This window comes from Streptomyces sp. NPDC028419 (genome assembly GCF_055565515.1).
Genome location: NZ_JBVHUE010000023.1, coordinates 35,471 through 49,552, shown reverse-complemented (window position 1 = coordinate 49,552; position 14,082 = coordinate 35,471). Strand labels below are relative to the sequence as shown.

Below are 14,082 nucleotides of genomic sequence, written 5' to 3'. Positions count from 1 at the left end.
AGGAGGCACCGTGCTCACCGCGTTCGCCCGGGCGTTCAAGACGCCCGACCTGCGCAAGAAGCTGCTCTTCACGCTCGGCATCATCGTGCTGTTCCGGCTCGGGTCCCACATCCCGGTACCCGGCGTGAGCTACAAGAACGTTCAGATCTGTGTCGAGGCCGCGGGCAGCAGTAACAGCCTCTTCGGCCTCGTCAACATGTTCAGCGGCGGTGCGCTGCTGCAGATCACGATCTTCGCGCTCGGCATCATGCCGTACATCACGGCGAGCATCATCCTGCAGCTGCTGACCGTGGTCATCCCGAAGCTGGAGAACCTCAAAAAAGAGGGTCAGTCCGGCACGGCGAAGATCACTCAGTACACGCGCTATCTGACGGTCGCGCTCGCGATCCTCCAAGGCACCGGCCTCGTCGCCACCGCCAAGAGCGGCGCCCTGTTCCAGGGCTGCCAGGTCGCCAGCAAGATCGTCCCGGACCGCTCGATCTTCACCATGATCGTCATGGTGATCACCATGACCGCCGGTACCTGCGTCGTCATGTGGCTCGGTGAGCTCATCACCGACCGCGGCATCGGCAACGGCATGTCGATCCTCATGTTCATCTCGATCGCCGCGGGCTTCGTCAGCGCCCTGTGGACCATCAAGCTCCAGGGCAAGATCGCCGGTGGCTGGGTCGAGTTCGGCGTGGTCATCCTGGTCGGCCTCGCGATGGTGGCCCTCGTGGTCTTCGTGGAGCAGGCCCAGCGCCGGATCCCGGTGCAGTACGCGAAGCGCATGATCGGGCGTCGTGCCTACGGCGGCACCTCGACCTACATCCCGCTCAAGGTGAACCAGGCGGGCGTCATCCCCGTCATCTTCGCCTCGTCGCTGCTCTACATCCCGGCCCTGATCGTCCAGTTCAGCGGCTCGAAGGCGGGCTGGGCCACCTGGATCCAGCAGCACTTCGTCAAGGGCGACCACCCGTACTACATCGCTGCCTACTTCCTCCTGATCGTGTTCTTCGCATTCTTCTATGTGGCGATCTCGTTCAACCCCGAGGAAGTTGCAGACAACATGAAGAAGTATGGTGGGTTCATCCCGGGCATCCGGGCAGGCCGACCCACTGCCGAGTACCTGAGCTACGTGCTCAACCGGATCACCTGGCCGGGGTCGCTGTACCTGGGACTCATCGCTCTTGTGCCGACGATGGCGTTGGCCGGCTTCGGCGCGAACCAGAACTTCCCGTTCGGCGGGACGAGCATCCTGATCATCGTGGGTGTGGGTCTGGAGACCGTGAAGCAGATCGAGAGCCAGCTCCAGCAGCGCAATTACGAAGGGTTCCTCCGCTGATGCGTATCGTCCTCGTCGGACCTCCTGGTGCGGGCAAGGGAACGCAGGCCACCGTGCTTGCCGAGACCCTGTCCATCCCGCACATCTCCACGGGCGACCTGTTCCGCGCGAACATCAGCCAGAAGACCGAGCTGGGCCAGCGCGCCCAGGCCTACATGTCGAAGGGCGACCTCGTTCCCGACGAGGTCACGATCGACATGGCCAAGGACCGGATGGAGCAGCCGGACGCCGCGAACGGCTTCCTGCTCGACGGCTTCCCGCGCAACGTCTCCCAGGCCGAGGCGCTGGACGTGATCCTCAAGGCGCAGGGCATCAAGCTCGACGCCGTCCTCGACCTGGAGGTCGAGGAGGACGAGGTCGTGAAGCGGATCGCCGGTCGTCGGACCTGCCGCAACGACAACAAGCACATCTTCCACGTCGACTACGCCCCGCCGAAGGTCGAGGGCGTGTGCGACGTGTGCGGTGGCGAGCTCTACCTGCGCGAGGACGACTCCGAGGCCACGGTGCGCAACCGCCTCGACGTCTACCACACGCAGACCGAGCCGATCATCGACTTCTACAAGGCCCAGGGCCTGCTCGTGACGATCCCCGCCCTCGGCGAGGTCAAGGACGTCACGCAGCGCGCGATGGACGCCCTGAAGAAGTAGCTCCGCCTCTTTGCCGTACCGGCCGTGGTGTCCCCTGGGGCGCCGCGGCCGTCTGCGTGACGGTCTTCGCGACGTGAGCCAATAATTGAGGAACCACAGCGGAGATCAACCACCTCCGCGAGAGCGGCGGCGGTTCAGCCGCAAAAGAGGGAAGGCACGTTCATGGTCCAGCTGAAGACCCCCGAGCAGATCGCGAAGATGCGGGAGGCCGGACTGGTCGTCGCCGCCATTCACGCCGCCACCCGTGAGGCGGCCGTGCCGGGCGCCACGACGCGGGACCTGGACATGGTCGCGCGCAAGGTGATCGCCGACGCCGGAGCGAAGTCGAACTTCCTCGGCTACGGCGGGTTCCCCGCGACCATCTGCACCTCGGTCAACGAGGTCGTCGTCCACGGCATCCCGGACGACAAGACCGTCCTCAAGGACGGCGACATCATCTCGATCGACGCGGGCGCGATCATCGACGGCTGGCACGGCGACGCCGCCTACACCGCCTTCGTGGGCACCGGGCACGCGCCGGAGCTGGTGGAGCTGTCCCGGGTGACCGAGGAGTCGATGTGGGCGGGCATCGCCGCCATGAAGCTCGGCAACCGCCTGGTGGACATCTCCAAGGCGATCGAGACGTACATCAAGCGCCAGCCGCGGCCGACCACCGGTGAGCACAGCCTCGGCAAGTTCGGGATCATCGAGGACTACGGCGGCCACGGCATCGGGTCCGAGATGCACATGGACCCCCACCTGCTGAACTACGTCTCGCGCAAGCGGGGCAAGGGGATCAAGCTGGTCCCGGGCGTCTGCCTGGCGATCGAGCCCATGGTCTCCCTGGGCACCGCCCAGACGGAGGTCCTGGCGGACGACTGGACCGTCATCACGACCGACGGCACCTGGTCCTCCCACTGGGAGCACTCCATCGCCCTGACCGAGGCCGGCCCCATCGTCTTGACCTCGCCGGACTGCGGCAAGGCGAAGCTGGCGGAGTACGGGGTCACGACCGCCCCGGACCCCCTCGGCTAGGCAGCGCCCGGCCCCGGCACCCCCTTCGGCGGACGGAGTCCGTCCGGAAATGGTGCTGCGGCAAGGCGAAGCTGGCGGAGTACGGGGTTGCCACGGCTCCGGACCCCCTCGGTTAATGATCTACACTTCGGGGCAAACTTTCCGGATTCGTCTTTCTGGGTGCCCTGACGTAGACTGACTCGTCGGCTCTCGTGCACTTCCATGCCTGCATGGGCGCGAGACCGATCAAGGTAGCCGATTCGAAAGGCGAAGCGTGGCCAAGAAGCAAGGTGCCATCGAAATCGAGGGCACCGTGATCGAGTCCCTCCCGAACGCCATGTTCAAGGTGGAACTCCAGAACGGTCACAAAGTCCTCGCGCACATCAGCGGCAAGATGCGCATGCACTACATCCGCATCCTCCCTGATGACCGGGTCGTCGTGGAGCTGTCTCCGTACGACCTGACGCGTGGCCGGATCGTCTACCGATACAAGTAGATCTTGTCCTCACTCCTGCCTGGGCATCCGTCCCGGTGCGGGTGGTGGCACTGACCCGGAGAACCTCACCAACATGAAGGTCAAGCCGAGCGTCAAGAAGATCTGCGACAAGTGCAAGGTGATCCGCCGTCACGGTCGGGTCATGGTCATCTGCGACAACCTGCGCCACAAGCAGCGCCAGGGCTGACGCACGCCGACCGACCTGCCTTCCGCAGTTCTTCGCGCGACGTAAGAAAACGTACATACGCAGAACCCGCCCAGCCCTGAGAGGGGCCGGCGGCACCTCCGGCGGGGGCCGGGGACTCGGCCGTACCACCACCCATCAGGTGTGGTCGGCGGTCGGGAGTGGTTCTGCGGAAGACCCCCGAACACACAGGAGCCATTGAATGGCACGCGTTTCCGGTGTTGACATCCCGCGCGAAAAGCGTGTGGAGATCGCACTTACCTACGTCTTCGGTGTCGGTCGCACCCGGTCCAAGGAAATCCTTGCGGCCACCGGTGTGAACCCCGACACCCGCGTTCGTGACCTGGCCGAAGAGGACCTGGTCAAGATCCGCGAGTACGTGGACGCCAACCTCCGCACCGAGGGTGACCTCCGCCGCGAGATCCAGGCTGACATCCGCCGCAAGGTCGAGATCCAGTGCTACCAGGGTATCCGCCACCGTCGTGGCCTGCCCGTGCACGGTCAGCGCACCAGCACGAACGCTCGTACCCGCAAGGGCCCGCGTCGCGCGATCGCCGGTAAGAAGAAGCCGGGCAAGAAGTAGTCCTCAGCCGGACGCTTACTCAGCGGTCTTCGCTGTAGGACCGACCACCTCCCGTAGGAGATTTAGATGCCCCCCAAGGGTCGTCAGGGCGCTGCCAAGAAGGTGCGCCGCAAGGAAAAGAAGAACGTCGCTCATGGGCACGCCCACATCAAGAGCACGTTCAACAACACCATCGTTTCGATCACGGACCCCGCGGGCAACGTGATCTCTTGGGCCTCCGCCGGCCACGTCGGCTTCAAGGGCTCGCGCAAGTCCACCCCCTTCGCCGCGCAGATGGCCGCTGAGTCGGCCGCCCGTCGCGCGCAGGAGCACGGCATGCGCAAGGTCGACGTCTTCGTCAAGGGTCCGGGCTCCGGCCGCGAGACCGCGATCCGCTCCCTCCAGGCCACTGGCCTCGAGGTCGGCTCGATCCAGGACGTCACCCCCACCCCGCACAACGGTTGCCGCCCGCCGAAGCGCCGCCGCGTCTGACGCAGCGACGCCTGTGCGTCTTTGAGTGTCCGGGCGGTACGAACCCCTCACGGGGGACGTGCCGCCCGTACCCTTGCTGTACGTAGTGCCCGTAGGACGTCAAATAGTGGGCGTCCACGACTGAAGGAACACACACATGCTTATCGCTCAGCGTCCGTCGCTGACCGAAGAGGTCGTCGACGAGTACCGCTCGCGGTTCGTGATCGAGCCGCTCGAGCCGGGCTTCGGTTACACCCTCGGCAACTCGCTCCGCCGTACGCTCCTGTCCTCGATCCCGGGTGCCGCTGTCACCAGCATCCGCGTGGACGGCGTCCTGCACGAGTTCACCACCGTGCCGGGTGTCAAGGAAGACGTCACCGACCTCATCCTCAACATCAAGCAGCTGGTCGTCTCCTCGGAGCACGACGAGCCCGTCGTGATGTACCTGCGCAAGCAGGGTCCCGGCCTGGTCACCGCCGCCGACATCGCGCCCCCGGCCGGCGTCGAGGTGCACAACCCGGACCTGGTCCTCGCCACGCTCAACGGCAAGGGCAAGCTGGAGATGGAGCTGACCGTCGAGCGCGGTCGCGGCTACGTCTCCGCCGTCCAGAACAAGCAGGTCGGCCAGGAGATCGGTCGCATCCCGATCGACTCCATCTACAGCCCCGTGCTGAAGGTCACCTACAAGGTCGAGGCGACCCGAGTCGAGCAGCGCACCGACTTCGACAAGCTCATCGTCGACGTCGAGACCAAGCAGGCCATGCGCCCGCGCGACGCCATGGCGTCCGCCGGTAAGACCCTGGTCGAGCTGTTCGGTCTGGCCCGCGAGCTCAACATCGACGCCGAGGGCATCGACATGGGCCCCTCGCCGACGGACGCGGCCCTGGCCGCCGATCTGGCGCTGCCGATCGAGGAGCTCGAGCTCACGGTCCGCTCGTACAACTGCCTCAAGCGCGAGGGCATCCACTCGGTGGGCGAGCTCGTGGCCCGCTCCGAGGCGGACCTGCTCGACATCCGCAACTTCGGTGCGAAGTCGATCGACGAGGTCAAGGCGAAGCTCGCCGGCATGGGCCTGGCCCTCAAGGACAGCCCGCCCGGATTCGACCCGACCGCCGCCGCCGACGCCTTCGGCGCCGACGACGACGCGGACGCCGGTTTCGTCGAGACCGAGCAGTACTAAGAGAACTTTCCCGGGGCGTCCGCCCCGGGGGAACTGTCACCGGTACCTGACACGGCCGGTGCAGATATGAAGGAGTCAGACCATGCCGCGTCCCGCAAAGGGTGCCCGTCTGGGCGGCAGCGCCGCGCACGAGAAGCACCTCCTCGCGAACCTCGCGAAGGCGCTCTTCGAGCACGGCCGCATCACCACCACCGAGGCCAAGGCCCGTCGCCTGCGTCCCTACGCCGAGCGTCTGGTGACCAAGGCGAAGAAGGGCGACATCCACAACCGTCGCCTGGTGCTGCAGACGATCACGGACAAGAGCATCGTGCACACGCTCTTCACCGAGATCGCCCCGCGCTACGAGAACCGCCCCGGTGGTTACACGCGCATCACCAAGATCGGCAACCGTCGTGGCGACAACGCCCCGATGGCGGTCATCGAGCTGGTCGAGGCCCTGACCGTGGCGCAGGTCGCCACCGGTGAGGCCGAGGCCGCCACGAAGCGCGCGGTCAAGGAGGCGGAGGCCAAGGCCGAGGCCGTCGAGACCCCCGCCGAGGAGACCAAGGAGGCCTGATCCTCCGGGATCTCGCTTGCTTGAACGGCTCTGAACGGGCCCGCCCCTACCCGGGGCGGGCCCGTTCTGCATTTCGTTGGAAAGACGCAGCAGCTGAGAGGATCGGTCACGTGAGTGACGAGGTGGAGCCCGGGCACGTCCGGGTGCGGCTGGACCTGAGCTACGACGGCAAGGACTTCTCCGGCTGGGCGAAGCAGCGGACGCTGCGGACCGTGCAGGGCGAGCTGGAGTCGGCCCTGACGACCGTCATGCGGCTGCCCGACCCGGTCGAGCTGACCGTGGCCGGGCGGACGGACGCGGGCGTCCACGCGCGCGGTCAGGTCGCCCAGTTCGACGTGGCCGAAGAGGTGTGGGCCGAGCACCACGACAAGCTGCTGCGCCGGCTCGCGGGTCGGCTGCCGCACGACATCCGGGTGTGGAAGGTCGCCGAGGCCCCCGCCGGCTTCAACGCGCGCTTCTCGGCGATCTGGCGCCGGTACGCCTACCGCGTGGCCGACCACACGGCCGGGGTGGACCCGCTGCGCCGCGGGCACGTGCTGTGGCACTCCTGGCCGCTGGACGTCGACGCCATGAACGAGGCCGCGCGGCCGCTGCTCGGCGAGCACGACTTCGCCGCCTACTGCAAGAAGCGCGAGGGCGCGACGACCATCCGTACGCTCCAGCAGCTCAGCTGGGTGCGGGACGCGGAGGGGATCGTCACCGCGACCGTGCGCGCCGACGCCTTCTGCCACAACATGGTGCGCTCCCTCGTGGGGGCGCTGCTGCACGTCGGCGACGGGCACCGGCCGGTGGAGTGGCCGGGGCGGGTGCTGGAGGCCGCGGTGCGCGATTCCTCCGTGCACGTCGTACGTCCGCACGGGCTGACCCTCGAAGAGGTCGGCTACCCGGCGGACGAGCTGCTCGCGGCGCGCAGCAAGGAGGCGCGCAACGTGCGGACGCTGCCGGGGTCGGGCTGCTGCTAATCCGTTTGGGCGGATCGTGGGCGGACCGGGACAATGCCCGACATGGGACATCTCGAAGCGAGTCATCTGGAGTACTACCTTCCCGACGGGCGGGTCCTGCTTCCCGACGTCTCCTTCCGGGTGGGGGAGGGCTCCGTGGTCGCCCTGGTCGGGGCGAACGGGGCCGGCAAGACCACCCTGCTGAAGCTGATCTCCGGTGAGCTCCAGCCGCACGGCGGCGGGGTCGTCGTCACCGGCGGGCTCGGCGTGATGTCGCAGTTCGTCGGCTCGGTCCGGGACGAGACCACCGTCCGTGACCTGCTGGTCTCGGTGGCGCAGCCGCGGATCCGGGAGGCGGCGAAGGCCGTCGACCGGGCCGAGCACCTGATCCTGACCGTCGACGACGAGGCCGCGCAGATGGCCTACGCGCAGGCGCTGAGCGACTGGGCGGACGTCCAGGGCTACGAGGCGGAGACCCTGTGGGACGTCTGCACGATGGCCGCGCTGTCGATCCCGTACGACAGCGCGCAGTTCCGCGAGGTGCGCACGCTGTCGGGCGGTGAGCAGAAGCGGCTCGTGCTGGAGGCGCTGCTGCGCGGTCCGGACGAGGTGCTGCTCCTCGACGAGCCGGACAACTACCTGGACGTGCCGGGCAAGCGGTGGCTGGAGGAGCAGCTGAAGGCCACCCGCAAGACGGTGCTGTTCGTGTCGCACGACCGGGAGCTGCTGACCCGGGCCGCCGAGAAGATCGTCAGCCTGGAGGCGAGCCCGATGGGCTCGGACGTCTGGGTGCACGGCGCCGGCTTCGACACCTACCACGACGCCCGCAAGGAGCGCTTCGCGCGCTTCGAGGAGCTCAAGCGGCGTTGGGACGAGGAGCACGCGCGGCTGAAGGCCCTGGTGCTGCGCCTGCGCAACCAGGCCGCGAGCAGCCCCGACATGGCCTCGCGCTACCGGGCGATGCAGACCCGCTTCCAGAAGTTCGAGGAGGCCGGACCGCCGCCGGAGCCGCCGCGGGAGCAGGACATCAAGATGCGGCTCAAGGGCGGCCGGACCGGCGTGCGCGCGGTCACGGTGGAGAACCTGGAGCTGACCGGCCTGATGAAGCCGTTCTCGCTGGAGGTCTTCTACGGCGAGCGGGTCGCGGTGCTGGGCTCGAACGGTTCGGGCAAGTCGCACTTCCTGCGGCTGCTGGCGGGCGAGGACGTCAAGCACACGGGGACGTGGAAGCTGGGCGCGCGGGTGGTCCCGGGCCACTTCGCGCAGACGCACGCGCACCCGGAGCTCTTCGGCCGCACCCTGGTCGACATCCTCTGGACGGAGGCGGCGAAGCCGCTGGGCCAGGCGATGGGCGCGCTGCGCCGCTACGAGCTGGAGCGCCAGGGCGAGCAGCCCTTCGAGAAGCTCTCCGGCGGGCAGCAGGCCCGCTTCCAGATCCTCCTCCTGGAGCTGGCGGGCACCACGGCGCTGCTGCTGGACGAGCCGACGGACAACCTGGACCTGGAGTCCGCGGAGGCGCTCCAGGACGGCCTGGAGAGCTACGACGGCACTGTGCTGTGCGTCACGCACGACCGCTGGTTCGCCCGTACTTTTGACCGTTATTTGGTCTTCGGTTCGGACGGTGTTGTACGGGAGACTCAGGAACCCGTATGGGACGAACGTAGGGTCGACCGGAAGCGCTGAGGGGGAAGACCGCCCCCGTGCGAGTCGAGGGGGAGGCGTTGTGGGCCTGCGGCCTAGCATCTGGCTCATGAAGTGGGACAAGTGGGGCTCCGCGAACCGGGCCGTCGACTGGCTGCTGCGGCCGGCGCCGCGGTCGTGGAAGGCCGTCTCCCTGACCGTCGTGCTGGGAATCGCCCTGTCGATGAGCCTGAAGGACAACTGGGGCTCGGACAACGCCTTCGTGGTGAAGGCCGCGGACACCCTGCTGTCGGGGGGTTCCCCGTACGAGGACAAGCGCTTCCTGTACCTGCCCAGCGCGGTGCTGATGGCGGTGCCGGAGGCGCTGCTGCCGATGCCGGTGCTGCGCTGGGTGCTGCCGCTGGTGATGTCGGGGCTGCTGGCGCTGGGCTGGTGGGCGGCGCTGAAGCTGTTCTCGGTGCCGCTGCGCTCCCGCTTCGCGGTGGGCGGTTTCGCGCTCTTCGCCATCGGTTACAAGCCGTATGCGAACCTGGTGATGATCGGGAACTGGACGGCGATCTCGGCCGCCGCCCTACCGCTCGCGCTGCTCCTCGCGCACCGCAGGTCGTGGGGGGCGGCCGGGCTGGTGGTGGGCCTCGCCATCGCGTGCAAGCCGATGCTGGTGCCGGTGGGGCTGTTGTTCCTGCTGGCGCGGCAGTGGCGGGGGCTCGCGATCGCGGTGCTGGTGCCGCTGGGGCTCTCGCTGACGGGGGCGCTGATGATGCCGAGCCCGAGCCTGTTCTTCACCAAGACGCTGCCCTTCCTGCTCCAGGGGCAGGACGCCTACGCGCTGCCCTGGGACGCCTCGCCGATCGCCGTGCTGCCGCGGCTGGGGGTGCCGCAGCCGGTGGCGGTGCTGGTGGCGTTCGCGGGGGCGCTCGGCGGGCTCTGGGCGGTCTGGTGCAGGTGGCGCCGTACGGACGACCGGGACACCGGTCAGATGCGGCTGGCGGAGACGGGCTGCATGGTGATGCTCGCCGCATTCCTGGTGTCGCGGCCGTCCTTCGACCACTACCTGCTGGTGGTGCTCCCGCTGCTGCTGGCGTCGGTGGTGCGGGAGGACTCCATGGTGCGTTCTCCCTGGTTCTGGGTGGGTATCGGGCCCCAGGTCGCGGGGGTGCCGTGGCCCGCGGAGCTGGAGCACAAGAGGCGCGCCTTCAAGGACTTCTTCACCCTGGGCGTACTGGCGGTCACGCTCATGCGGAGGTGCACGGCTCCGACTCGGGTTAACCTGGACGACGTACGAACGGCAGGAGCCGTGCCCGGTCGCGCTCGCGCCGACGAGCCTGCGGATGCAGGAGCTCGTTCGGCGTTTTGACCCGTCCGGGGCATCACGGGTATCCTGCTGGTTCGTTATGCGTATTGGCTTGTTCATTCTCACGTGAAAGGGCCCTTACGCCGGTCCACCGGGCCGATGACCAGCGGTACACACGGGTTGCGTCCCCGTTGTGGACCAGGGCTGTCGTGATCGTCCGTGGTGGCCTTGTCAGGACCCGTTCCCAAGGTCTCACGCCATATGGGAATACCCATCACTGAAGAAGCGAAGGCTACGACCGTGCGTACGTACAGCCCCAAGCCCGGCGACATCTCGCGCGTCTGGCACGTCATCGACGCCCGGGACATTGTCCTCGGCCGTCTGGCGACCCAGGCCGCGAACCTGCTCCGCGGCAAGCACAAGCCGACTTACGCCCCCCACATGGACATGGGCGACTTCGTCATCATCATCAACGCCGACAAGGTTCACCTGTCCGGCAACAAGGCGACCCAGAAGATGGCGTACCGCCACTCTGGCTTCCCGGGCGGTCTCCGTTCGGTCCGCTACGACGACCTCCTGGCGAACAACCCGGAGAAGGCCGTCGAGAAGGCCGTCAAGGGCATGATCCCCAAGAACACCCTGGGCCGCCAGATGCTCTCGAAGCTGAAGGTCTACTCGGGCGAGGTGCACCCCCACGCTGCCCAGCAGCCGGTGCCGTTCGAGATCACCCAGGTCGCGCAGTAGTTCCGGCCACACCCCCTAAGACGTAGAAAATTCTGAGGAGCATCGTGGCCGAGACCACCACCGAGACTGTCATCGACGAAGAGTTCGAGGGCGCTGTCGAGGAGTACACCACCGAGTCTGCGGACGTCCCGGAGGGTGACTACACCTCCGAGTCGCTCGCCGGCCGTTTCGGCGACCCGCAGCCGGCTGCCGGCCTGGGCCGTCGCAAGAACGCCATCGCCCGCGTCCGGATCGTTCCGGGCACCGGCAAGTGGAAGATCAACGGTCGCACCCTTGAGGACTACTTCCCCAACAAGGTGCACCAGCAGGAAGTCAACGAGCCCTTCAAGGTGCTCGAGCTCGACAACCGCTACGACGTCATCGCCCGCATCTCGGGTGGCGGCGTTTCCGGTCAGGCCGGCGCCCTGCGCCTTGGCGTGGCCCGTGCGCTGAACGAGGCGGACGTGGACAACAACCGCGCCGCGCTCAAGAAGGCCGGCTTCCTCTCGCGTGACGACCGTGCGGTCGAGCGCAAGAAGGCCGGTCTCAAGAAGGCCCGTAAGGCCCCGCAGTACAGCAAGCGTTAATCTGCGCCTGCTGGTCTGCACGATCCCGCCCCGGCGGCACACTCTGTGCTGTCGGGGCGGTTCGTTTACCGCCACAAGCGGCAAATACCTGTCACAAGCGGTCACTGCGCGCAACGCGAAACCTCGGAGGACAACATGGGACGACTCTTCGGCACAGACGGTGTACGCGGTGTCGCCAATGCGGATCTGACGGCCGAGCTCGCGCTCGGCCTCTCCGTCGCGGCAGCCCATGTCCTCGCGGAAGCGGGCACCTTCGAGGGACACCGCGCGACCGCCGTCGTCGGCCGGGACCCCCGGGCCTCGGGCGAGTTCCTGGAGGCCGCGGTCGTCGCCGGCCTCGCGAGCGCGGGCGTGGACGTCCTGCGCGTCGGTGTGCTGCCCACCCCGGCGGTGGCGTATCTCACCGGGGCGCTGGGCGCCGACCTCGGCGTGATGCTCTCCGCCAGTCACAACGCCATGCCCGACAACGGCGTCAAGTTCTTCGCGCGCGGCGGCCACAAGCTCGCCGACGAGCTGGAGGACCGGATCGAGTCCGTCTACGACGAGCACCGCACCGGCGCTCCCTGGGACCGGCCCACCGGCTCCGGCGTCGGCCGCGTCTCCGACTACACCGAGGGCTTCGACCGCTACGTCGCCCACCTGATCGGCGTCCTGCCGAACCGCCTGGACGGGCTCAAGGTCGTCCTGGACGAGGCCCACGGCGCGGCCGCCCACGTCTCGCCCGAGGCCTTCACCCGCGCGGGCGCCGAGATCATCACGATCGGCACCGAGCCCAACGGCCTCAACATCAACGACGGCTGCGGCTCCACCCACCTCGGCCTGCTCAAGGCGGCCGTGGTCGAGCACGGCGCGGACCTCGGCATCGCGCACGACGGCGACGCCGACCGCTGCCTGGCCGTGGACGCCGAGGGCAACGAGGTCGACGGGGACCAGATCCTCGCCGTCCTGGCGCTGGCCATGCGCGAGGCGGGCCACCTGCGGGAGAACACCGTGGTCGCCACCGTGATGTCGAACCTCGGCTTCAAGCTGGCGATGGAGGGCGAGGGCATCCAGGTCGTGCAGACCGGTGTCGGCGACCGCTACGTGTTGGAGTCGATGAAGGAGCACGGCTACGCGCTCGGCGGCGAGCAGTCCGGCCACGTGATCATCCTCGACCACGCCACCACCGGCGACGGCACCCTGACGGGCCTGATGCTGGCCGCCCGGGTCGCGGCGACCGGTCGGAGCCTGGCCGAGCTGGCCGGGGTGATGCGGCGGCTGCCGCAGGTCCTGGTCAACGTCCCCGACGTGGACCGCACGCGGGTCGGCACCTCCGCCGAGCTGGCCGCCGCGGTGGCCGAGGCCGAGCGCGAACTGGGCACCACCGGCCGGGTGCTCCTGCGTCCGTCCGGTACGGAGCCGCTCGTTCGGGTGATGGTGGAGGCCGCCGACATCGAGCAGGCGCGCGCGATCGCGGGCCGCCTCGCCGACGTCGTGAAGTCCGCCCTGGGCTAGGACGCCCTAGTTCTTCCGCCGCGCACTTCCTGATGGCGCACCCGGCGACCGGAGCATCCGGCCCTGCTGGGTGCGCCACAGCAGTTTCTGGGCGGTGAGGGTCAGCGTGCCCGCGACCATGATCCCGGCGAGGTTCAGCAGCAGCTGCTCGGCGGAGCCCCACATCTGGGCGAACTCGCCGTAGCCGAGGGCCACCGCGGCGTTCGCCGCCGCCGGGACGGTGGTCACCGAGATCGCGACCCCGACCAGCGCGCCCGACTTCGCCGAGGTCAGGGACAGGACGCCGGCGATGCCCGCGAGCACCGCGACCACGAAGGAGAACGGGTCCGGCTGCCAGATGAAGCTGGTGTTCGGGCGCGGATTTTCGAGCATGGCGCGGTCGAACTGGCCCAGCGCGTCCATGGTCAGGCTGAAGAGGGTCGTGGCGGCCATCGCGACCGCGAAGCCCACGAGCAGGGCGATCAGGGACCGGGCGGCCAGTCGGGGAGCCCGCTGCACCAGGCCCGTGCACACCCCGGCGAGCGGGCCGAACTCCGGGCCCACCGCCATCGCGCCCACGATCAGGATCGCGTTGTCCAGGACCACGCCGCAGGCCGCGATCATCGTCGCGAGGGCGAGGAAGGCCAGGTAGGTGATGGAGAGGGTGGACTCCTCGTGGGTCGCCTCGGTCAACTGCTCCCAGATCACCGCGTCGGCGCCCTCGCCCGGGGCCTCCTCCTCGGCCCGGTCGGCGCTGCGCGAGAGGGTCAGGTCGATCCCCTCGACCGTGATCGAGCCGACGTCGTCGAGGCCGAGCGCGCGCAGCTCGGCGAGCAGTTCGTCCGCCGACTCCCGGGCCACGTCGCACAGGACCACGTCACCGGGCGGATCGAGGGCGGCGCCCGTCAGTACGGCCAGGTGGGTGGTCCCGACCGTCCGTCGGGCGAGCGCGACCACCTCGTCGGTGAGGCGGGCCGGAGCGATCATCCGTACGTGCAGCATCCCGGCAG

General features: G+C 68.4%; 16 protein-coding genes. 15 read left to right on the top strand and 1 reads right to left on the bottom strand.

The window, feature by feature from the left end; all coding sequences use genetic code 11:
* Positions 1-10: 10 nt before the first annotated feature.
* The 15 genes from secY (at position 11) to glmM (ending at position 13,093) form a co-directional block, all read left to right on the top strand.
* Positions 11-1,324, top strand: a complete 1,314-nt coding sequence (gene secY / locus ACZ4UB_RS25375; RefSeq protein WP_468073437.1) for a preprotein translocase subunit SecY — start codon at positions 11-13, stop codon at positions 1,322-1,324.
* Positions 1,324-1,971, top strand: a complete 648-nt coding sequence (locus ACZ4UB_RS25370) for an adenylate kinase (protein WP_354383006.1) — start codon at positions 1,324-1,326, stop codon at positions 1,969-1,971. Before secY ends, ACZ4UB_RS25370 begins: the two co-directional genes overlap by 1 nt.
* A gap of 162 nt (positions 1,972-2,133) precedes the next feature.
* Positions 2,134-2,985, top strand: coding sequence for a type I methionyl aminopeptidase (map, locus tag ACZ4UB_RS25365; RefSeq protein WP_330332037.1), 852 nt, complete (start codon positions 2,134-2,136; stop codon positions 2,983-2,985).
* Positions 2,986-3,238: 253 nt separating this feature from the next.
* On the top strand, positions 3,239-3,460 hold the full coding sequence (infA, locus tag ACZ4UB_RS25360; RefSeq protein WP_003956442.1) for a translation initiation factor IF-1: 222 nt from the start codon (positions 3,239-3,241) through the stop codon (positions 3,458-3,460).
* A 73-nt stretch (positions 3,461-3,533) separates the two neighbouring features.
* Positions 3,534-3,647: a 50S ribosomal protein L36 gene (gene rpmJ, locus ACZ4UB_RS25355; RefSeq protein ID WP_003956441.1), complete on the top strand. Its 114-nt coding sequence runs from the start codon at positions 3,534-3,536 to the stop codon at positions 3,645-3,647.
* A gap of 199 nt (positions 3,648-3,846) precedes the next feature.
* Entirely contained in the window at positions 3,847-4,227 is a 381-nt protein-coding gene (rpsM, locus tag ACZ4UB_RS25350) for a 30S ribosomal protein S13 (protein ID WP_008739674.1), read from the top strand.
* A 66-nt stretch (positions 4,228-4,293) separates the two neighbouring features.
* Positions 4,294-4,698, top strand: a complete 405-nt coding sequence (rpsK, locus tag ACZ4UB_RS25345) for a 30S ribosomal protein S11 (RefSeq protein ID WP_006376016.1) — start codon at positions 4,294-4,296, stop codon at positions 4,696-4,698.
* 136 nt (positions 4,699-4,834) lie between these two features.
* Complete coding sequence (locus ACZ4UB_RS25340) at positions 4,835-5,857, top strand: DNA-directed RNA polymerase subunit alpha (RefSeq protein ID WP_283521070.1); 1,023 nt, start codon at positions 4,835-4,837, stop codon at positions 5,855-5,857.
* Positions 5,858-5,939: 82 nt separating this feature from the next.
* Positions 5,940-6,413: a 50S ribosomal protein L17 gene (rplQ, locus tag ACZ4UB_RS25335; protein ID WP_354383007.1), complete on the top strand. Its 474-nt coding sequence runs from the start codon at positions 5,940-5,942 to the stop codon at positions 6,411-6,413.
* A 110-nt stretch (positions 6,414-6,523) separates the two neighbouring features.
* Positions 6,524-7,375: a tRNA pseudouridine(38-40) synthase TruA gene (truA, locus tag ACZ4UB_RS25330; protein WP_354383008.1), complete on the top strand. Its 852-nt coding sequence runs from the start codon at positions 6,524-6,526 to the stop codon at positions 7,373-7,375.
* 33 nt (positions 7,376-7,408) lie between these two features.
* Positions 7,409-9,037 carry an ATP-binding cassette domain-containing protein gene (locus ACZ4UB_RS25325; protein WP_354383009.1) on the top strand — a complete coding sequence of 543 codons (1,629 nt, stop codon included), beginning with the start codon at positions 7,409-7,411 and terminating at the stop codon, positions 9,035-9,037.
* A 67-nt stretch (positions 9,038-9,104) separates the two neighbouring features.
* A complete protein-coding gene (locus ACZ4UB_RS25320) occupies positions 9,105-10,352 on the top strand; it encodes a glycosyltransferase family 87 protein (protein ID WP_468073434.1) in 1,248 nt (415 codons plus the stop codon).
* Positions 10,353-10,589: 237 nt separating this feature from the next.
* A complete protein-coding gene (gene rplM / locus ACZ4UB_RS25315; protein ID WP_354383011.1) occupies positions 10,590-11,033 on the top strand; it encodes a 50S ribosomal protein L13 in 444 nt (147 codons plus the stop codon).
* A gap of 44 nt (positions 11,034-11,077) precedes the next feature.
* Positions 11,078-11,599 (top strand): 30S ribosomal protein S9, encoded by a 522-nt coding sequence (rpsI, locus tag ACZ4UB_RS25310; protein ID WP_330332043.1) that lies wholly within the window; start codon positions 11,078-11,080, stop codon positions 11,597-11,599.
* A 135-nt stretch (positions 11,600-11,734) separates the two neighbouring features.
* Entirely contained in the window at positions 11,735-13,093 is a 1,359-nt protein-coding gene (glmM, locus tag ACZ4UB_RS25305; protein ID WP_467963972.1) for a phosphoglucosamine mutase, read from the top strand.
* A gap of 6 nt (positions 13,094-13,099) precedes the next feature.
* Here the strand turns inward: glmM and ACZ4UB_RS25300 are convergent, their stop codons facing one another.
* Positions 13,100-14,074, bottom strand: coding sequence for a DUF389 domain-containing protein (locus tag ACZ4UB_RS25300; RefSeq protein WP_468073432.1), 975 nt, complete (start codon positions 14,072-14,074; stop codon positions 13,100-13,102).
* Between the last annotated feature and the right edge of the window lie 8 nt (positions 14,075-14,082).